Consider the following 21864-nt stretch of genomic DNA (forward strand, 5'->3'; position numbering starts at 1 on the left):
CGGAGGCCAAGGCCGCTCGGCAGGGCAAAGCAGCAGCCGTGGCGGATATGACCGCAACAGCGGCAATTCCACACGCGGAGGCCAAGGTGGACGCGGTGGACAAGCCAAAGGCGGTCCGCGTGGTGGCCAAAGTCAAGGAGGCCGGCGCGGACGGTCCAGATAGATAAAATGGGGGTATTCTCATAGAATGCTCCATGATGGTTATCATAATAGCCCCGGGGAGGCTCATCTTCCGGGGCTATTGTAATCTTCATCTATGCCGCTGAAAGAACAGCATCATAAGATAAAGTGCAACGAAAGATGCCTTGAGATAACCGAATAGCGAGTAGGAGAATTTTTATAAGATAATATGGAGGGGTTATACATTATGCAGGAACAGGATATGGGCAAGCGTGCTATGGTCTCGGCATGGATCAGCCTGATTAGCAACATCCTCTTAACCGGCATTAAAATAATCGCAGGACTCATGTTCAACAGTAAGGTGCTGGTGGCCGATGGTGTGCATAACGCCGGGGATGTGATTGCTTCAGCAACGGCACTGGGAGCGATGAGAATATCCAGCCAGCCGCCAGATGAGGATCATCCTTATGGCCACGGTAAGGCAGAAGTCATTGGTGCTAGTGTGGTGGCGGTTATATTGTTCGGGGCAGGTATATTTATCGGCTATCATTCTATTGCCGCCCTGTTCGAACCGATCCCGCAGGAGCATATATTGGCATTGGTGGCCGCTATTATTTCCCTGCTTTGGAAGCAATGGCTGTATATCTATACAATTCGTATTGGCAGAGCAGCCAATAGCCAGGGACTCATTGCGACGGCAAAGGATCACCTCGCTGATGTGTATGCCTCTGGGGCCGCTGTATTGGGTATCGGATTAGGATTGATCGGGGAACATTGGGATATTCCGATTTTATCTTACGGCGACCCCATTGCAGGGTTTGTCGTGGCGTTGCTGGTTCTGAGACTTGCATGGGAAATGGGCCGCGAATCCATAGATGTGTTGATGGAAAAAGCCATTGCAACTGAGGAAATTGAGAGCTACGCGGCCGCCGCGATGAGTGTGGCCGAGGTTCAGCGTATTGACCGTATCCGTGCCCGTGAGCACGGCCATTATATTATCGTGGATATTCGAGCTTCAGTGGATGCCTCTTTGACGATTCAGCAGGGGCACGATATTATCCGGTTGATCAAGAGGGCTGTCATGAAGCAGGAGCCGCGGGTATATGAAGTGCTTGTCCATTTGAATCCGTGGTATGCAGACGACTCTCATACGGTGAAACCGACACAAAATAACCCTAGAAATTAGGTGTAGCCTATACGAATAACGTCCCTAAAACAGACGACGCGAATTGACAGATAACTTGCCGGAAGGGTATGCTTTTAAAAGCCGAACGATGATGAATAAAAGCGAGGTTACCCGAAAATATGCGAAAATTTTTAAAATGGCTAGGTATTTCTGTGACTGCGGCAGTCCTTTTAGTGGGCGGATATTATGCTTATTCTATATATCATTTTACGAACCAAATTTCTGTTGCTTCTGGGCAGGATTCGAAATTCAAACCGCAATCCCAAACCTCAACCAATGTACAACCTGTAGAGGTATCACTCCCACCAGAATGGGATGGAACGGAGAGAGTGAATATTCTGCTGCTAGGCGGAGATTCCCGTGGAGAAGATTCAGGGCGTTCTGACTCAGTTATGGTTGCTTCTGTTGATCCGGTCACGAAAAAGGCCACACTTATGTCGATTCTTCGTGATACGTACGTCAAGATCCCGGGGCATGGGCAAAGTCGATTGAATGCTGCCTTTTCCTACGGTGGACCGGATTTGACCAGACAGACCGTGAGCGATCTTCTGGGCATACCGATTCAATATTATGTATATACAGATTTTAATGGCTTCATTGCACTGGTTGACTCTGTAGGTGGTATTGACCTAGATGTTGAAAAAGACATGCATTATACGTCCAAGGCAGACAAACACCAGTTTGATATTGATTTGAAAAAGGGAATGCAGCACATGGACGGCAAAACAGCTTTGCAATATGTACGTTTCCGTCATGATGCGACTTCGGATTTTACACGTACGGAGCGACAGCGCAAATTCATTACCGAACTGGGCAGTAAAATACAATCGACCTCGTCGCTCATTAAACTGCCAAGTATTTTAAATAGCATTTCTCCTTATATTGAAACAAATCTAAGTACAACGGAAATGCTGCAGTTAGCTTCATTAGGTTTTAATATCGATGCCCAAACAGTAGCGAAGCAGCAAATCCCGCCGAATGAACTGGTGCGCGGTGAGACCATCAAGGGCGCACAGGTGTTGGGTGTGGACGAACGGAAACTCAAGCGATTCATACAGAATCTTTTTGAACAAGAAAACAAACCCGTGACTACGACGGTAGAGGCTGCCACCACGACAAATGATACTCCATAACCTTTCAAAGCAAGCGAAGTTCGTACGATAACGTACAGCTTTGTTTGCTTTTGTGTTTATTTGGGTATAACCTTGTATATTTTGTTCCAAAAATATATCGTAACTATGAAGGCCGTACACTCATCTGTATAAAGAGAAGGGGAATGTCATGTGGAAGTAACTCCGGCATGGAAAGACCGATTTAAGAAGTTTTTTCTGAACAACAAGTTTGTGTTATTCCTGTTGGTACTGCTGCTGATTGGCTTAAATATTTTAGTGCTTACCAAAATCTCATACATATTTACCCCTGTCATTGTGCTGCTGAAAACGATCATTCTCCCTGTCATTTTGTCAGGCGTGTTGTACTATCTACTCAATCCGTTGGTAGATGTACTGGAGCGAAATAAGGTAAAGCGAGTATACTCCATTATTGTCCTGTTTTTGCTCATTATAGGGATCATCACTATTGTGATTACATCGGTGGTACCTGTAATCCGGGATCAAATACAGGGCCTTATCCAAAATGTCCCTGCCTATAGCGAGCAAGTCAAACTACAGTTTGAGCGACTGATTGGCAGCAACTTTGTGAACCAGTTTCAGAACACTATTCAGATGGACCCATCTGAACTGGCCTCCAAAGCTTCTGAAAAGTTATCTGACTTTATTAACAATGCATGGACTGGCGTCGGTAGCTTTTTGGGTGTGATTACGGAAACTGTGCTTGCGATCGCTACGGTTCCGTTCATTTTGTTCTATTTGCTGAAAGATGGGCACAAGCTGCCGCAGTGGATTTTGAAATTGCTTCCCCCTATGTTCCGTAAAGAAACAGATCGTATCATGACCGAAATGAATCATCAGGTCAGCTCGTATATTCGTGGACAGATCATTGTCAGCTTCTGTATTGGAGTATTGCTGTATATTGGTTATCTGATTATTGGATTGGACTACTCCTTGACGCTTGCGGTTATTGCGTCCTTTACGAGCGTGGTTCCCTACTTAGGTCCTGCAATTGCCATTACACCCGCGTTAATCGTAGCTATAGTGACCTCGCCGGTTATGCTGCTCAAAATGGTGATCGTATGGACAGTCGTCCAGCTTATTGAGGGCAAATTTATTTCACCACAAATTATGGGTAAATCACTTCGAGTACATCCGATCACGATCATCTTTGTTATTTTGACAGCAGGTAATTTGTTTGGTGTGGTGGGAATTGTACTGGCTGTTCCAGGCTATGCCGTCTTGAAAGTCATCGTGACCCATCTGTTCAGTTTCTTTCAAAAGCGTTCACATCTTTATGAAGCAGATAAAGTAAAGTAAGGGCAAGGATCTGTGAAAAATAAACATGACTAATTGGCGCTGTAATCGACTATTTTGCCCCTCTTGGTTAACTGTGGCTTTACGTGCTATACTTAATGCCTATTCTTATTCCAAAATAGAAAGGTCAGACTTTTTATGATAAAACTCAGCATTCTTGACCAATCTCCGGTATCGGAAGGCATGACGCATGCTCAGGCACTACAAAAGACTGCTGAGCTTGCTATAGAGGCGGAACGTCTAGGTTATCATCGCTTCTGGGTATCCGAGCATCATGCTGCCTCTAACCTTGCAGGCTCCAGCCCGGAGGTATTGATTTCACATCTGGCTGCTCGTACCCGGACGATCCGAGTAGGATCAGGTGGTGTGATGCTGCCCCATTACAGCGCTTATAAAGTAGCGGAAAACTTTCGGGTACTGGAGGGATTGTATCCGGGACGCATTGATCTGGGTCTGGGGCGAGCGCCCGGAGGAATGCCGATTGCGACCAGAGCTTTGCAGGAGGGGAAAATGCGGGGCGGTATTGATCTATACCCCGAGCAACTGGATGATCTGTTAGCCTATTTGCATGATAGCACAGGCAGCCAGCATCGCTTCGGTTCGCTACAGGCGATGCCGCTCGTTGACACTGTGCCGGAAATGTGGCTGCTTGGCTCCAGCGGCGATAGCGCAGGTCTGGCCGCCGAGCGTGGCGTAGGCTTCGCGTTCGCGCAGTTCATTAATGGTGAAGGCGGCACAGGTGCTATGAAGGGATATCAGGATAGCTTCCAACCTTCCCAGCATAGTGAACAGCCGCGTTCGCTTGTCGCCGTATTTGCGATCTGTGCGGATACTGAAGAGGAGGCCAATCGCTTGGCTTCCAGCATGGACTTGTCCCTGGTGCTTTTGGAACAGGGAACGCGTTCCGCAGGAACACCTTCCGTCGAAAAGGCGCTTGCGTATCCGTATACGCCATTTGACCAGATGCGCATTCGTGAGAATCGCAAGCGTATAATGGTTGGTTCACCCGAACAGGTCAAGCGTCAGCTTGAACAATTATCCAAGGACTATAATGCGCAGGAGATCATGGTTGCCAGCATTATTCACGACTTCGATGCCAAAATGAAATCTATACGTCTCATGGCTGAAGCATTTGGACTGTCCTCTGTACAGGCTTAATGCAAATTTGCCAGAATCAGAAGATCACAGCTTGAGGGCTGTGATCTTTTTTTGTGAGTTAACACTTGATAATGATTATCAATATCTTTATTATATAAAGATAGAATGAAGTTTTGATGAATGTCGTGCGTTAAGCCCGTGACTATATATATTGGATAAGGGAAAGGGATGATTCCAAATGTTTCGTCTGAAAACGGCAAATCTGGATATTGCTTATGAAGATCGATTGATTGTAGAAGATCTGAATGTAGAAATACCGCAAGGGAAAATCACAGCATTAGTGGGTGCAAATGGCTCCGGTAAGTCAACCATCCTGAAGACGATGGCTCGCATCATGAATCCTAAAGGCGGTAGTGTTCTGCTTGATGGTAAATCCATTCATAAGCAATCCACTCGGGAGGTAGCCAAGCAGTTGGCTATTTTGCCGCAGAATCCTACTGCACCGGAAGGATTGACCGTGACGGAACTGGTATCTTATGGACGTTTCCCCTATCAAAAAGGTTTTGGCTCCATGAAAGCGGACGATCGCAAAATGGTAGAGTGGGCAATACAAGTAACAGGAATGAGTGAGTTTCACGATCGTCCGATTGATCAGCTTTCTGGTGGTCAGCGTCAGCGTGCCTGGATTGCTATGGCGCTTGCACAAGATACGGATATATTGTTTTTGGATGAGCCGACTACATTTTTAGATATGGCGCATCAACTGGAAGTGCTGCATCTGCTAGAGTATCTGAATACTTCGGCAGAACGCACCATTGTTATGGTCGTGCACGACTTGAACCACGCAGCCCGCTATGCTCAGCATATGATTGCGATCAAAAAAGGGAAAGCGAAGGCGGTAGGAGCCCCGACGGAGGTTATGACCCCCGATGTGCTGCGTGAGGTGTTCGGGATTGAGGCAGATATTGTAACTGATCCTCGTACGGGTGTACCACTCTGTCTTCCGTATGCTTTGGCTGGTCAGCCTGCGGTAAGCCAAGCAGTAAAGGGAATGAGTGTGGAAGAGAAACAAACGGTGGGTCCTGTTGCCGAGCGACGTGATGCTAGACCACAAGTAGCAGCAAGAGGTTAGGAGACACACCAAGTGGCAGTATCTCGGTAAGAGTCTGTGGATATTGGCATGTCCGTCACGTTTTGGGTAAAATAGGTTTGAACCTAATCTAAGCGACATGAAGGAGGATGCTGCGTGTCTGTCTACTCATATAATGCTGTAACACCAGCCAATCAAGGGGTTTCTCTGGAAACTTACACAGGAAAAGTGCTGGTTATTGCCAATACCGCCAGTAAGTGCGGACTTACCCCGCAATATGGGGATTTGCAAAAGCTTTATGACGAATATAAGGATCGGGGACTCGTTGTTTTAGGCTTCCCTTGCAACCAATTTGGCGGTCAGGAGCCGGGCAGCAGCGAGGAAGCGGCTGAATTTTGCCAATTGAATTACGGGGTTAATTTCCCGGTATTCGCTAAAGTGGATGTGAACGGACCAGATACAGCGCCTCTATTTGTATATTTGAAGAAGCAGCAGCCTGGAGAACAGGAAGATGGTACCATTCAGTGGAATTTTACGAAATTCATTGTGAATCGTGAGGGTGTGCCTGTGGGGCGTTTTGAGCCTAAGGAGTCACCAGAAGTGATGAAAGCTGCTATTGAGCAGTTATTATAATAGTTTTGTGTAAATTCAAGCTATATGTTTAAACAAGGTCTGATTTCCTCATGTCTCGGGGAAACGGACCTTTTTTTATTCCCTACATACGCATTTGGCTCAACATTGACGTATCGTGGGAAAGTCTGTTCCAGGAGCATAATCAAGAGGCAGATAGGGAAAACTGAATGGAGCAAAAAAGATTTCAGCAAACGGCTGAGTTCAGATATTCTTGCCTTTTAAAATGTGGACAAATTGTGAATATCATAAAAAGCTATTGTAATGTGAAAAATATCACACTATAATAAGCGCATGAAGTGAAATAAATCACAAGAAGTAACGAGTTATATAAGTGAAAGTATTCACAATTATTATACATTTTATGCCCACACACCAAGGAGGAATTCAACATGAAAGTAGCAGTTATCGGATGTACACACGCAGGTACGGCAGCGATTGTTAATACAGCTAAATGTTATCCAGATGCCGAAATTACGGTCTATGAGCGTAATGACAATATTTCATTTTTATCTTGTGGTATTGCACTGTACGTAGGTGGTGTCGTCAAAGATCCGCACGGACTGTTTTATTCGTCCCCAGACCAACTGGCTGATATGGGTGTAGTGACCAAGATGCTTCATGAGGTAACGAGTGTGGATACCGTTGGCAAGACGCTGCATGCACGTAATCTCCAAACAGGTGAGGAATTTACGGACACATTTGATAAATTGATCGTGACTACCGGATCGTGGCCAATTATTCCGAAGCTCGAAGGCATCGAACTTGATGATATTTTGCTCTGCAAAAACTATAATCATTCGAACGAAATCATTGAGAAAGCTCAGCACGTACAGAACATTACAGTTGTTGGAGCCGGATATATTGGTGTTGAATTGGTCGAGGCTTTTCAAATGAATGGTAAGAACGTAACACTGATTGATAGTGCTGATCGTATATTGAATAAGTATTTAGACCATGAGTATACAGACCGGATTGAGAACTCTCTGAGAGAACACGGAATTAAGCTGGTACTTGGCGAAACAGTAAGTCGTTTTGAGGGGACTAACGGTAAAGTGAGCAAGGTTGTGACCTCCAAAGGAGAATATGAAACAGAGCTTGTTATACTCTGCATCGGTTTCCGACCTCAAACGGACCTGCTCAAAGGTCAGGTGGATATGTTGCCTAACGGTGCGATTATTGTAGACAATTATATGCAAAGTAGCTGCCCGGACGTGTTTGCAGCAGGCGACAGTTGTGCTATTCGGTATAATCCGACGGGCAAAACAGCATACATCCCGTTGGCGACTAACGCGGTTCGTATGGGTACACTGGTTGCACGCAATCTGGTACAACCGACCATTGCCTACATGGGAACACAAGGAACCTCGGGTATCAAAATTTATGAAGATAATATTGCAGGAACAGGAATGACAGAAGCCGCAGCAATGGACGAGGGTATGACTGTAGAAGCTGTAACCATCGAGGACAGCTACCGTCCTGAGTTTATGCCTACCTCTGAGAAGGTATTGTTGAAGGTTGTATATGAACAGGAGACACGGAGAATTGTTGGGGCACAAATTATGTCGAAGGTCGATTTGACGCAATCCATTAACACGCTGTCTGTAGCCATTCAAAATCATATGACCATTGATCAGTTGGCCTTTGTAGATTTCTTCTTCCAGCCGCACTATAACAAACCTTGGAATTTCCTGAACGCGGCAGGTTTACAAGCATTGCCTACAATATCCGAACGGAACCCAGTTACTGTATAATTCGATTTGTCTGTGACATTGTTCATAAGTTTGTCAACAATCTGAAGCGTATAGATGAATCCTTATAGTACAATATAGAGAGCATAAGGATTAGGGGGAGAAGTAATAATGGGTTTGTTTTATATCCTTTTTCTTGTAGTTGTCGCTGCCGTCGGTCTGGGCGGAGTTCTTTGGTTCTTGAGAGCTGTTGAAAAGGAAGAATATAATTAATTGTAAAGCGCATAGCAGCGCAGTATCAGTAGATGAATAATACAGAAAAACAGTCCTTTCCCAAGGGCTGTTTTTTTATAGCTAACAAAGTGATTTTTTTCACAAACAAAAGCACTGATTTTAAATAAAATATGAAAGAAGAATGTTTTGCTTAGAAGATATTAAAGGGGCGGGGCAGATGGCAAGCTATAAACCGGGGCAAATTGCCGAAAAGACGGTAGAAACAGGAGTGGCCAAGGCGAACAACCCGTGGACTGTGGCGGTGGTATTGGGATTTTTGGCAGGTGCATTTATTGCACTCGGGTTTTTGCTGGATATACGCGTTATTGCAAGTGCACCTAAAGAATGGGGAAGTATTGCAACCTTTATTGGAGCTGCGGTGTTCCCTGTAGGTCTGGTATTGGTGTTGATCGCTGGTGGAGAATTACTGACTGGCAATATGATGGCAGTCCCTTTGGCAAGATGGGCAGGACGAATCAAGACCGGAGCTATGCTTCGTAATTTGGCGATTATTACGCTCAGCAACTTTGCAGGTGCCTTATTTGTCGCATTTTTCTTTGGGCATGTTTTGGGCTTAACAGAAACGGGTCCTTATCTGGACAAAGTAGTGGATATGGCAGGACATAAGCTGCATGAAAGCTTTTTGCAGTCTTTTATATCAGGTATAGGATGTAACTGGCTCGTAGCACTTGCTGTATGGTTAGCGTACAGTACAGACTCTGTTGGTGGCAAAATCATGGGAATTTGGTTCCCGACCATGGCCTTTGTTGCTATCGGATTTCAGCACGTTGTTGCCAATATGTTTCTTATTCCGGCAGCTATTTTTGCAGGGCATTTTTCATGGGCAGACTATGTTATGAATTTTATTCCGGTCTGGTTGGGGAATTTGGTAGGAGGCAGCCTGTTTGTGGCTGGAGCCTACTGGCTGGCCTATCTGAAAAAAACTCAAACCAATGCACATTCCGCGAATGAATCTCAAACTACTTCTTCAGTTGCATCCAAGCCGTTGAGTGATCATGCATAATCACGTTATTTTATGAAGCAATGAACAAAGCAAATCCGCCATGACAGGCCCGGGGGAACGAAACCTGTCATGGCGGATTTTTTTGGGAGTGGTCCATGATTTGGCATGGAGGATGAGTGTGCTCTCGTCCATAATGCCTTGATCTCTTTTACCCTGGTTACGTAACGGTGAAACAGCATGATAAAAAAATAGTGATGCTTTTTAAAATCCATCTTGTTCTATGCAGCAGGTGGATTTTTTAATGTTTTGAGAGAGGCTGTGTGGTAAAATCCTTCTCTTGCCATAGACCAAAGCTGTAGATATGATAAGAGCAGTGTAATTTTTGGAAACGGTAATGAAAGGAGCATTAACAACATGGATCATCGCAATAGCGCGCCTCTTGGGGCCACAATTCCACATAACTTACAAAGAGGACAGCGGATGACGGAACAGCAGAACGGTATTTTCCCGGCTGTATGCCCGTTGGATTGCCCGGATACGTGTGGGCTCCTACTTCATAAGGAAAATGGAAAGATAGTCAAGGTGACTGGTAATCCCGATCATCCCATCACCAAAGGGGCTATTTGCAACAAAGTCCGCAATATGACCGAGCGGGTATATGATCCGGATCGGGTGCTTTATCCGTTGAAGCGTGTAGGCGCCAAAGGGGAAGGGAAGTTTGAACGAATTAGCTGGGAGGAGGCCATCGATACCATTACAGGTCGGTTCAAGGAACTGATACGTACGGATGGACCGGAATCCATTCTCCCCTACAGCTTTTATGGCAATATGGGTGTATTGAGTGTGGATGGAATGGATCGTCGCTTTTTCAATGCACTGGGTTCAAGCCAGCTGGACCAAACGATTTGCAGCGTGGCTGGGAATGAAGGCTGGGCATCTGTTATGGGGTTTAAGGGCGGCACGAGCCCGGAGGATACAGAGGATGCAGATCTCATTATTGTATGGGGCGGAAATGTCATCAGTACCAACATGCATCAGGTTGTACTGGCTGAGAAAGCACGTAAAAAAGGTGCTAAGGTGGTCGTTATTGATGTTCATCGCAACCGGACGGCGCAATGGGCGGATTGGTTCATTCCGTTGTATCCGGGCACGGATACGGCGCTTGCGCTGGGGGTTATGCATGTGCTGTTTGATCAGGGACTGACAGACGATGAATTTTTACGTCGCTACACAGTAGGTCATGAGGAATTGCGCGAGCATGTTAAGACCTATACACCAGAGCGGGTTTCACGGATTACTGGTGTACCAGAAGAGGATATTATCCGGTTAGCGGAAATGTACGGGAAGGCACGAGCGGCCTATATTAACATCGGAAATGGGCTTCAGCATCATGATAATGGCGGTATGAACGTACGCGCAGTTACATGTTTGCCTGCACTGACTGGACAATGGTTGAAGCACGGTGGGGGAGCGTCGCGCTCCAACGGTGCTTATGCCAAGATGAACAGCGCCTACCTGGAGCGTCCTGATCTGCGACAGAACCCCGATGCCCGGGTGATTAACATGAACCGGATCGGGGAGGCGCTATTACAGAAGGAACAGCCGATTAAGGCGTTATTCGTATATTGTAGTAATCCGGTAGTTGTAGCACCCGATTCGGAACGGGTGACGGAAGGATTTGAACGAGAAAATCTGTTTACGGTTGTTCATGACCTGTTCCTAACCGATACGGCCCAATATGCAGATATTGTTCTGCCTGCCGCGTCTTCTTTTGAAGGTACAGACCTATACAAATCGTATTGGCACCACTATATCCAAATGCAGCAGCCCGTCATTGATCCGCTCGGGGAAAGCAAAAGCAATTATGAGCTGTTTAGCCTGCTCGGACGGGCGATGGGCTTTGATGAAGCTGCTTTTATGGAAAGTGAAGAGGATATGATCGTGGGCGCGCTTGATCATCCAATGAACCCTTATCTTAACGGTGTAACCTTGGATGCCTTAAAAAAGTCGCCTTTTGTAAAGCTCGACATGACGCCAAAGGCTACTTATCTGGAGCGTCTAACTACGCCTTCAGGCAAGATCGAGTTGTATTCGGAAAAAATGAAACAAGCAGGTCTGCCCGCATTGCCCTCCTATGTACCGCTGATCGAGGGGTACGACGGAGAGCATCGACCACAAGTGGATGATCGTTTTCCATTGATGTTTGTTTCACCGCCTAACCACAATTTCCTGAATTCAACTTTCGCAAATTTGCCCAAGCATCAGCGATTGGAGCGAGAGCCTTTGCTGCAAATTCACCCGGAGGATGCTCAGGCAAGAGACATTGCAGATGGTGATCCGGTTACCGTCTGGAATGACAGAGGAACGTATGAGTCGAAAGCCAGGGTCACCGATTTAATGCTGCCCGGCACGGTGATTAGCCAAGGATTATGGTGGGAAGGCAAAGGACGCAGACAGCGTGCCAATGCGTTAACCTCTGACCGGTTGTCGGATATGGGGCAGGGGGCTACTTTTTTCTCAACGGTGGTGAATGTGAAGCGCCAATGAGAATATGCCATTTATGGCTTCAGGTGCAAAAGGAGAAGCAAAAGATATGAAATGGTTGGAGTCTTATCCGAAAGAAGTAAAAGTATTTCTCGTGGCCAGCCTGATTAATTCTGCTGGAAGTTCCCTCATGTGGCCGCTCGTTAGCATGTATGTATTTGACGAGCTGAACCGTAGTATGGAAGATGCGGGGATTGCGATTTTAGTGCAGTCTTTGGGTGGGATTTTCGGTCAAGTGCTGGGCGGAGCTCTTTATCATCGTATTGGAGCCAAAAAGCTGATTGTCGGCTCACTGGCCATGAATGCGTTGGGACTGCTCTCGCTTCCATTTACGAGTGGTCATTGGGTAGCTTTTGTCATTATGATGGGCTTTATCGGCTTTTTTAATGTGGTGTCCGTGCCTGCGATTCAGGCCTTTGTAGGTTTTCGTTTTGCTGACCGTCGTGGAGAGTTGTTTAATATTATTTATGTTGCGAACAATATTGGGGTGGCACTGGGAACGGGACTGAGCGGCGTTCTGGCCGACCTTTCCTATCAGCTCAGCTTTGTGATGAACGGGGTGACTTCAGCGGTATTTGCTGGATTCTTCTGGTCTTATCTAAGCAGGGTGGATCGGGAAGAGGGGGAAGTTCAGCTCAGCAAATCTGTGATGAAAAGAGAAGAAATACCAGCTCGATTGCTATTTCGTGATACCAGGCTGTATCTCTTTGTGGGATTGGGATCGCTCTTTTTATGGTTTGGCAATTCCATCTGGAATACGGGAGTCTCTCCCTACATTATTGAGCAGGGTTTGCCTAAGACGATGTATGGGTTACTTTGGACGTTGAACGGTATCCTTATTTTTGCCGCACAACCTATTATTTTCTGGATAAAACGGCTGTACGCTCATCACGCTTCGGCGCAGATGACATGGGCTGGAGGATTTTATTTGGCCGCTTATATTGTCATTCTGGGCACACAGAACTATACTGGGATGATATTCGCTATGGTATTGGCGACTCTGGGAGAAATGCTGATTGCACCTGCGGTTCCGGCATTTTTGTCGGATCATGGAGGTCGGGGTGCGCCCTTTTACATCGGACTTGTGGGGGGCATTGGCGCAGCCGGACGGGTGATGGGACCTTATATTATGGGAAAGTTGTATGATGGCGGCGGGTTACCGCCTACGCTTTGGCTGGCATCAGGCGTAGCCGTATTATCCATCCTGTTTTTCGTCCTACATAGCTGGTTGAACCGTTTCCGACATGATTTGGATACTTTGGATACTACTACTCCATAGGTTGGTGTTCCCAGTCCTTAAGTCCCAATAAAAGTTCAGTAATGGGCTGTGAATATGGTACAATAAGTGACAGATGGTTGCAGTTATTGCTTCAGGAAAGCCTTCACAGGAAGGATTGAAAGGAATTGTTTACAAGTCAACCCTTGACGATACGTCATTCGGAGATGAAGGATGCTCCTGATCTGATTGCGCTGGATGAATTGGTATGGAATGAACGCACGGCTCCTGCCTCGCTGTCATGGAAGTCGCGCGGAGAGTTTCTGCGCAATACGCCCCCAGGCTCTCAATTGGTCGCCATTGAGCAGGAAGTGCTCTGCGGGTATATTGGATTTCGTCCTCCAACGCTGTTGGCTAGTAATTGTCATGTACTCGAAATAAATATAGCTGTACATCCAGCCTATCATCGCAAAGGTATTGGGACGGCGCTTATGAACTCCATGAAGGACATTGCAGCTGCGGAGGGCATACGCAAATTGAGTTTGCGTGTACTCTCATGCAACACGGAAGCCCTTATGTTTTATGAAAAATGCGGTTTTGTGATTGAAGGAAGACTGCATGAGGAGTTTTATATAGCAGGCCAATTCGTGGATGATGTTTTAATGGCCTATTTCTTAAAATAGGCCAAGGCTATAGACAAGCAGCAACATTTGGTTGTAATGTCCAGTTCGTAGCCAAGAACGCCGCAGACCTAATTAGGCCTGCGGCGTTCTTGCGCAGTACAGGGTTAGCGAAGTTGCTTCCATTCATTCTGGAGCATACCATACACTGCGTGGTTCATATAGCCATCTGGCAGCAACTCTGCTTCGCGTACGATGCCTTCGAGTACAAAGCCCAGACGTTCTGGAATACCGCGGCTGCGGCGGTTCGTTGTTGCGCAACGGATTTCGACCCGATGGAGATTCAACTCCATCAACGCATATTCGACGAATACGCGGCAGGCACTGGTCATAAGACCCTGTCCTTCGTAACCGTGTCCAAGCCAGTATCCGATGCTGACCGAACGGTGAGCCCAATTGATCTCATGGTAGCTGATGATGCCGGCGAGCTCGTTGTCGATCCAAATTCCAGCGGTCAGACTGCCGTTCTCTGCGGCTTGTTTTAAGGCGCCCTGCACGAACTGCTCTGTGTGGCTGATTTCTGTGGTGGAGTCTACCCATGGAAGCCATTGACGCAGGCGGTCACGGGACATTTCAATCAGCTCAAACAGAGGCTGCACATGCTCCTTGGTGAGCGGCCGAAGGACTGTGCGTTCGTCCAACGCGTATGTAAACATAATGAATCCCCTCTTTCACTCGGAAAATCGCTAAACCAGCCAGTCTAGCATTTAATCCCATGCTACCTTATTCTGCGAGAGTCGTCAAAAGGGAGAGGAAGCTTCAAATTTTATAGGTCCCACCCGGAACCGCCCCTGCTCGTATACATATTTCAGGTCTAAATCCCCTACAAATTCGCTTGGCGATACGCTACCAGATACAGTGGAATGTAGAGGAAGCTGTTCGGCATCATACATTACAACAGAGCTAAAATCGAGATGTTTTGAAAATTGGGCTGGATCATCGTAAAATACGGACGCTTTGGGGTCCATCGTGTGTGTAGTACCGTCAATTGTAACTGCGATATGCACCTGACGGTTGTGATCACGTAGCTCCACTGAGCTGTGTACTCGCTGGGATACAGCATGTGCTGCCGATTCCACTGCGTATTCCTCCATTGTCTGTACGTTCACAATATGCAACTCCTGCAATTCCACACCCGTTCCCGAGGCGCGCGTGAGGATTACAACGGCTTCACGGATTCCGTCTTCGTTTACATCTCTGTAAAATAACTGTGGTGCAGTGGAAATATCCGCCGAGCCCGACCACTCGAATGTGCGGCGCTGCTGGCCGATTTCCAGTACGGCTGAATGAAAGAGTCCCTGCGATGGACTCACGGCATATAAGCGGACAGATGAGTTTTCTGGCGCGCTGGCCAGCAGATGAGACTGTATGGTTTCGGTCATCATGCTTGATGAAGGATGATCGGAAGTCATAACGGAAGAGGATAACAGCATAGACAGCAGGATGACGATCAACAGCTTAGACACGGGTGGGTCTCCTTTTCCGGATAAAATAAAAGATATATACACTATAACGAATTTATTTGCCGAAAATGTTAACTCTTTTTCATAACTTGCATCTTTTTCTGCTGAAGAGAGCTTCCCGATTTTCATTTTATTGAGTTATGCGGTGTGAAAGGGTATATTTAAGGGAACAGGTTACACACAGATTATACGGAAGAAAGGTTGATTAGCGTGGAGAAGCCGATTACTCCCCCCAATTTTATTAAAAATGTTATTGAAGAGGATTTACGTACGGGTAAGGTAAAGGAGGTTGTTACACGCTTTCCACCTGAACCCAACGGATATTTGCATATTGGACATGCTAAAGCCATCTGGATCAATTTCTCGTTGGGAGATGAATTCGGAGGACGCACGAACCTGCGCTTTGATGACACCAATCCGGCGAAGGAAGACACGGAATATGTGAACTCCATTCAGGAGGACGTAAAGTGGCTTGGCTATGAATGGGAGGAGAAACATTTTGCCTCCAATTATTTTGAAGAGATGTACAAGCGTGCTATCCTGCTGATTCAAAAGGGGAAAGCCTACGTAGATGATCAAAGCGCGGACCAAATCCGTGAAACGCGCGGAACACTGACAGAACCGGGACAAAACAGCCCTTATCGGGATCGCAGTGTGGAAGACAATCTGAAGCTGTTTGAAGAGATGCGTGCAGGCAAATACGAGAATGGTGAAAAGGTGCTGCGTGCCAAGATTGATATGGCTTCGCCAAACATCAATTTGCGTGACCCGGTTATTTACCGTATTTCACACACAGCCCATCACAATACAGGCGACACCTGGTGCATCTATCCGATGTATTCCTATGCTCATCCGCTGGAAGATGCGATTGAGGGTGTAACGCATTCGCTGTGCTCGCTGGAGTTCGAAGATCAGCGCCCGCTGTACGATTGGGTTGTAGCTGAATGCGAGATGGAAAACGTACCTCATCAATACGAATTTGGACGGCTGAATCTGGCTCAAACGGTAACCAGCAAACGTAAGCTCAAGCTTCTCGTTGATGAAAAACACGTAGACGGTTGGGACGATCCGCGGATGCCGACCATTTCTGGTTTGCGTCGTCGCGGCTATACGCCAGAGGCTATTCGCAGCTTCGTATATGAGACAGGCATTTCCAAAGCCTACGGAGTCATTGATTTGCAGGTGCTGGAGCATTTTGCACGTGAGGATTTGAAGCTTAAGGCACCCCGCACGATGGCAGTTATAGATCCGTTGAAGGTGGTCATTACGAACTATCCTGAAGGACAAGTGGAAATGCTGGAGGCGGAGAACAATACAGAAAATCCGGAGCTTGGAACACGCCAAATTCCGTTTTCTCGTGAAATTTATATCGAGCGTGAGGATTTTATGGAGAATCCGCCGAGCAAATACTTCCGTTTGTTCCCTGGTAATGAGGTTCGTCTCAAACATGCTTACTTCATTAAATGCAACGATGTCATTAAAGATGCGGACGGCCGTGTAACGGAGATTCACTGTACCTATGATATAGAAACCAAGAGTGGATCGGGCTTTACAGGACGTAAAGTGAAAGGTACGATCCATTGGGTAGAGGCTACTCAGGCTGTTCCAGCTGAATTCCGCTTGTATGAGCCATTGATTAATGCAGAGGAACCAGAGGCAATGGAAGAGGATGGCTCGGAAAAAACATTCCTTGATCAATTAAATCCGAACTCTTTGGAAATTGCTCATGGCTATGTGGAGCGGAATATGAAAGAAGCGCAATCACAGGACAAGTTCCAATTTTTCCGTCATGGTTATTTCAGTGTAGATCCGAAGCTTTCCAAACCAGGTGAGCCTGTATTTAACCGTGTGGTATCTTTGAAAAGCTCTTTCCAATTGCCTAAGCAATAAGATGCTCGGAAAGAGTAGGATAGCTGGTAGCTTCGCGCGACCAAGTGAAAAAGGAGTCTGCCGTCGGCAGACTCCTTTATTATTCGTACACCTCTTCTTCAGACATGGACCATTGTCTTGAGGATGCTCTATTGTCGTTGTGGTGCCTCTTCTAATGGTTTATGCTCGCCGCCATGTCCTGGCTGGTAACCGTTCTTGTACAGCATATACCACATAATAGCGAATCCCGCAGAGCCCAGCAGGGCGAAGAAGACACCTGCATGGTACATCATTTCACCGCCGAAGTTCTGGAATAGCCAACCTCCCGCAAAACCTGCTACGATACCGGATATACCACTCCAGGTCAAGGTATATACGGCCTGTCCGGATGATCGATATGCTGTAGGCGTGAACAGGACGGTCAACTGGGTGCCTACGTAAAAATAACCACCGAAGGTGACGCAATGAAGTGCTTGAATGAACACGATCTGAATCGGATCTGTAGCCAGCGCCATCAGTTCCCAACGTAAAGCAAACAGCAAACTGACGAGTGCCAAACAGCCGACCATCACGGTCATTTTTTTCTTTAAGAAGCGATCAAACAGCAAAAAGACAATAATTTCGAATACCGATGACATAAAAACAGCAAAACCAAGCATCAGCTTGGACCCGCCTAATTCGGTAATATACAGGGACATAAAGGCACTGTTGATTGAATTCGGAATGGATACCAGGATACCCAATAAAATGAAGGATATAAAGTATCCGTTTAATAAAATACTGCCAAAGCCACGCAAATGTATGGTTGCCGTCTCCACAGTGCTTTTCAGTGGTGGAATTGCCAAAGTGCAGAGCAATGCAGCCAGAAGAAGTATCGTAAAGATGGTAGAGATACTGGATACTCCTGTGTGGTCAATAACTATGCCAGCAACTGCCGCAGTCACAGCCCAACCGAGGGAACCCCATATGCGAAATGAACCAAATTTTCGGTCTGTGCCCTCAATATAGCTGAGAATCAGGGTGTTGCTTTGGGCAAATAATGGGCTTTGGAAAAAGTAAAAGCCAATCATTGACACATAAATCATGACATACGTGTGAACATGAAATAAAGCTTGTAGCAGTAACAGTGTACCTATAATCATAAATAGTAGAATACGTCGGAGATTTCGACTCCGGTCACTTGTATATCCCCAAAAAGGGTTCGCGAATACAGATACAAAAGGCCCGATGGCCATCAGACTCCCAATCTCCAGCTTGTCCATGCCGATATCTTGCAAATACAACGGGAAAAAGCTGGAGAAAATGACCATAGCTCCATATAGAAAAAAGTTATATAGCTTTAGGGAATATAGGGGAGTCTCTTGAATTTCTCTCTTTTGCAAGACAAGCCATTCCTTTCTTAGCCCGATAGAGAACTACGCACCGATGCCGATCTGTGGGAAGGTTCTTTATTCCAATGTATCATGTGTTGAAAGGGTTAACAAACCAATAAATTAACAATTATGTAATAATTATTTGACCATAATAATTTAAAAGAACTTAATAATTATTGTGTTATTTTGCTAGTTCTAAATTTAACAGCCCTAAAGGCGACATATAGATAAAATACAGCGTTTGAGTCTATATATTGATGGTTCAGCAGAGATTGTGCAGGTTACAAAGTTTTTATTTGTAAATAGGTTCTTAAGACCTAAAGTTTACATAATGAAAAGCCGATACTTAATCCATAATCAGGAGAATTTAGGATTATTTTTTTCTAAATGAAAATACATTGTCGCAGATATTACATAAAATATGAATAATATTCCTATTTAGGATATTTAGGACCAATTATCCGACCTATATTATTTGGTTTTGTGAATATTGGATGGAAAGGATCGAAAAATGGCATTACAGCATCGTAGAGACAACTCCTTGTATCGCCGTTTTCCTCGGCTTCATCTGCTTCAGGCAGGAGAAGGATATGAATTGCTGACTTCTGAAACCAAAGAGCCTAATATAGTAACGACTTATGAGGGGTGTTCATATTATTTGCATGATCCTGAGCAGCCTGCGCGGGAAGCAGAGTTGTTTGTATCCGGTTTTAAAGAAGTGGAACCTCAAGCGCATGTGATCTTTTTTGGAGTAGGACTAGGGTATCATATTCGCGAGTTTCTGAGTAGACACCCGAATACAAGCTTCTCCATCATGGAGCCGAGCACTGGCGTGATGAATATTTTTTTACAGCATCTGAATGAAGACGATTGGCTTGCTGATGAGAAGATCGAAGAAGTTATGGCAGGAGCAATTACTGGTGAGACGCTTGGAACACTGCACAGGTTGATTGACCGTGTATCTGGAGTGCTGGTCATTCCGTGGCTCCCGTATCGCACCTTATTCAATGCCCAATTGAAGAAGTTTAATGAAACATTATATAGGATGGTCTCTAACAAGAAGGAAAAAATGGCTATCAACCATGTTTACGAAAAAAAGTGGGCGCTAAACAGCATGCACAATTTCCCTTTTATTTTACATAGTTCTGACTTTCTGCATGCCGGCTCTAAGTATATTGCGGGCAAGCCCGTCTTGATTATTTCTGCTGGCCCTTCGCTTAACGACGAAATTGAGCACCTGCGCTACATTCGGGAGAATAATCTTGCATACCTGTTTACGGTAGGTTCGGCAGTAAACACGCTGGTGGAGCATGGCATTTATCCGCACGGAACATTTAGTTATGATCCTAATGAATACAACGTAAATGTAATTCAGAAGGTGATCGACAAGCAAATTGATTCTATACCCCTCATTTTCGGCAGTACAGTCGGTAAACACACACTCGACGACTATCCAGGGCGTCTCATGCATATCATCATCTCTCAGGACGAACTCTGCAAGCATGTATTGCGCACATCCGAGGGAAATAAGCCAACAATTATTAATGATGCTCCCTCTGTAGCCGTCATTGCACTTCAATGTATGATCCGGATGAAGGCAGACCCTATTGTGTTGGTAGGTCAAAACTTAGCTTATCGGGGCGAGCAATATTATGCTGAGGGAATTACCCATGCCAAAGGCGTACCAGCTAGTGCAGATTTGCCACGTGTGGATGGTGTTCATGGTCAGCAGGTGGTTACTCGACAGTCTTTTATCAAAATGAAAACAGAGATGGAATTTTACATCAGTAGAGCGAAGGAAACTGATTTTATAAACACAACGCGTGAAGGTGCTGTTATCCAAGGGACGACTTTTCACAACTTGGAAGAAGTAATTCAAAGGCGGTTAAAGGAATCGATTAATGCTTCATGGCTGCAAATCAGCAGCGATTCAAAATACGATCCCTTGTTTCTGAAATCACGCATTGCAGAGCTCCAACAGGATGAAGAGGATTTTCAAGCCATTATGGAACAGATTCATCATGCTCTGCTCAAAATTAAACATAAGATTGCCCTAAAGCAGGCTAATATGCTGAACGTGTTGTTCGGACAGTTTGACGATTTGTTTGCCTCATTATTAGGTAATTGCTTTTTCAAGATATATGTTCTGCCTCGTCAACGTATGCGGTATGAGTTTTTGTACAGTAAGATGGACGCCATTCAAAGCAGTAGGAATCCTATGAGTAGAGGGGAGCAAATCCTGCTGTATTTCGGGGATTTCATATGGAAATGTCAGCAAGATTATAAGGAAATCAAGAGTGACATCCGTGAATTTCACCGTTCCATTCACACCTAAGTAAAAGGAGCACGTATATGAGTAAGAAAAAAAGAAATAAGAATCATATGAATCGAATGATTAAGGCAAGTGTGCTGACAACACAAGTGCTCAACCTTGCAAACCCTTATGTGTCAGCTGCGTTCGCATCAGAGAGCGTGAGCGACAGCACGACGGAAAGTGTATCAGTGTCTGATGGGTTCGTTCAGGATGTCTCTCCATCCCGCGTGGTTTCATCGGTCTATATGCAGGCGCAAATGGACGAGCCGCCATACTATACCTGGCTTTCACCCCAGGCAAGCGGCGTCTCTTTGTCCGCCAATCTAGATATGTCGTTCAGCGAAGCGGTGCAACTGGGTACCGGCCATCTGGTGGTTCGCGAGGAAGATGGGCGTGAAGCAGGCCGGATAGATGTGAGCGGAGGAACGACCTACGGAGGCATGATCCAAATCAGTGGACAGCATGTACGGATGGAACTGGATCACCCGTTGTCAGACAGTACTCGGTACTATGTAGAAGTCAGCTCGGGGATGTTTGTAGATCGTGGAGGTCAGGGAAGCAATGCGATTTGGGATAAGAATACGTGGAGTTTCCGGACAGCAGACACCACTGCACCGAAGCTGGTAAGTAAGGGGCCGGAGGGTCCGGATATGAGCGGGGTGAGCCCCTACGATGCGAACTTTGTGATGGAGTTTAATGAGCCCATAAGATGGAACCAAGGTTATGTAAGGCTGCATGAGGCTTCGGGAGGAGGGGTAGTGCGTGAGTTGTCGATATCAGGTGATTGGCAAAAGGGGAGATCTGTATCAACCTGGGGAAATAACGCCTATTTTACCTTTTCGGGTGGCCTAGAGGAAGGGAAGTCGTACTATCTGGAAATTACTTCAGGAACGCTGACAGACTTTGCAATGAACCCGTATGCAGGGA

17 protein-coding genes are annotated in these 21864 nt (G+C 46.0%); 14 read left to right on the forward strand and 3 right to left on the reverse strand.

From position 1 onward, the window contains the following. Positions 1-367 precede the first annotated feature (367 nt). From ABEW32_RS22705 to ABEW32_RS22755, 11 genes are all read left to right on the forward strand, one after another. Positions 368-1306: a cation diffusion facilitator family transporter gene (locus tag ABEW32_RS22705; protein ID WP_430192040.1), complete on the forward strand. Its 939-nt coding sequence runs from the start codon at positions 368-370 to the stop codon at positions 1304-1306. A gap of 119 nt (positions 1307-1425) precedes the next feature. Beyond that, positions 1426-2439 carry an LCP family protein gene (locus tag ABEW32_RS22710; RefSeq protein ID WP_430192042.1) on the forward strand — a complete coding sequence of 338 codons (1014 nt, stop codon included), beginning with the start codon at positions 1426-1428 and terminating at the stop codon, positions 2437-2439. A 150-nt stretch (positions 2440-2589) separates the two neighbouring features. After that, positions 2590-3735, forward strand: coding sequence for an AI-2E family transporter (locus ABEW32_RS22715; RefSeq protein WP_430192044.1), 1146 nt, complete (start codon positions 2590-2592; stop codon positions 3733-3735). A gap of 135 nt (positions 3736-3870) precedes the next feature. Continuing rightward, positions 3871-4890, forward strand: coding sequence for an LLM class flavin-dependent oxidoreductase (locus ABEW32_RS22720; RefSeq protein WP_430192046.1), 1020 nt, complete (start codon positions 3871-3873; stop codon positions 4888-4890). 178 nt (positions 4891-5068) lie between these two features. Next, on the forward strand, positions 5069-5962 hold the full coding sequence (locus tag ABEW32_RS22725) for an ABC transporter ATP-binding protein (RefSeq protein ID WP_430192048.1): 894 nt from the start codon (positions 5069-5071) through the stop codon (positions 5960-5962). 114 nt (positions 5963-6076) lie between these two features. Beyond that, positions 6077-6553, forward strand: coding sequence for a glutathione peroxidase (locus ABEW32_RS22730; protein ID WP_430192050.1), 477 nt, complete (start codon positions 6077-6079; stop codon positions 6551-6553). A 389-nt stretch (positions 6554-6942) separates the two neighbouring features. After that, the gene (locus ABEW32_RS22735) at positions 6943-8304 is read left to right on the forward strand and encodes an FAD-dependent oxidoreductase (protein ID WP_430192052.1); all 1362 of its coding nucleotides are present in this window, start codon (positions 6943-6945) and stop codon (positions 8302-8304) included. Between the two features lie 388 nt (positions 8305-8692). After that, positions 8693-9538 carry a formate/nitrite transporter family protein gene (locus ABEW32_RS22740; protein ID WP_430192054.1) on the forward strand — a complete coding sequence of 282 codons (846 nt, stop codon included), beginning with the start codon at positions 8693-8695 and terminating at the stop codon, positions 9536-9538. A 354-nt stretch (positions 9539-9892) separates the two neighbouring features. After that, positions 9893-12025, forward strand: a complete 2133-nt coding sequence (locus ABEW32_RS22745; RefSeq protein ID WP_430192056.1) for a molybdopterin-containing oxidoreductase family protein — start codon at positions 9893-9895, stop codon at positions 12023-12025. A 46-nt stretch (positions 12026-12071) separates the two neighbouring features. Further along, positions 12072-13301: an MFS transporter gene (locus tag ABEW32_RS22750; RefSeq protein ID WP_430192058.1), complete on the forward strand. Its 1230-nt coding sequence runs from the start codon at positions 12072-12074 to the stop codon at positions 13299-13301. A 125-nt stretch (positions 13302-13426) separates the two neighbouring features. Next, a complete protein-coding gene (locus ABEW32_RS22755) occupies positions 13427-13921 on the forward strand; it encodes a GNAT family N-acetyltransferase (protein ID WP_430192060.1) in 495 nt (164 codons plus the stop codon). A 104-nt stretch (positions 13922-14025) separates the two neighbouring features. Here ABEW32_RS22755 and ABEW32_RS22760 read toward each other — a convergent pair whose 3' ends face one another. Further along, entirely contained in the window at positions 14026-14574 is a 549-nt protein-coding gene (locus ABEW32_RS22760; RefSeq protein ID WP_430192062.1) for a GNAT family N-acetyltransferase, read from the reverse strand. 84 nt (positions 14575-14658) lie between these two features. Continuing rightward, positions 14659-15384 carry a copper amine oxidase gene (locus ABEW32_RS22765; protein WP_430192064.1) on the reverse strand — a complete coding sequence of 242 codons (726 nt, stop codon included), beginning with the start codon at positions 15382-15384 and terminating at the stop codon, positions 14659-14661. Positions 15385-15591: 207 nt separating this feature from the next. Here ABEW32_RS22765 and ABEW32_RS22770 point away from each other — a divergent pair, with 207 nt between their 5' ends. Then, positions 15592-17271 (forward strand): glutamine--tRNA ligase/YqeY domain fusion protein, encoded by a 1680-nt coding sequence (locus tag ABEW32_RS22770; RefSeq protein ID WP_430192072.1) that lies wholly within the window; start codon positions 15592-15594, stop codon positions 17269-17271. A gap of 128 nt (positions 17272-17399) precedes the next feature. Here ABEW32_RS22770 and ABEW32_RS22775 read toward each other — a convergent pair whose 3' ends face one another. Next, on the reverse strand, positions 17400-18632 hold the full coding sequence (locus ABEW32_RS22775; protein ID WP_430192066.1) for an MFS transporter: 1233 nt from the start codon (positions 18630-18632) through the stop codon (positions 17400-17402). 502 nt (positions 18633-19134) lie between these two features. Between ABEW32_RS22775 and ABEW32_RS22780 the strand changes: the two genes are divergently transcribed. Beyond that, positions 19135-20958, forward strand: a complete 1824-nt coding sequence (locus ABEW32_RS22780) for a motility associated factor glycosyltransferase family protein (RefSeq protein ID WP_430192068.1) — start codon at positions 19135-19137, stop codon at positions 20956-20958. 17 nt (positions 20959-20975) lie between these two features. Beyond that, on the forward strand, positions 20976-21864 hold an 889-nt coding region (locus ABEW32_RS22785; protein ID WP_430192070.1), incomplete at its 3' end, for an Ig-like domain-containing domain.

The organism is Paenibacillus jamilae (genome assembly GCF_050482105.1).
GTDB lineage: Bacteria > Bacillota > Bacilli > Paenibacillales > Paenibacillaceae > Paenibacillus > Paenibacillus jamilae_B.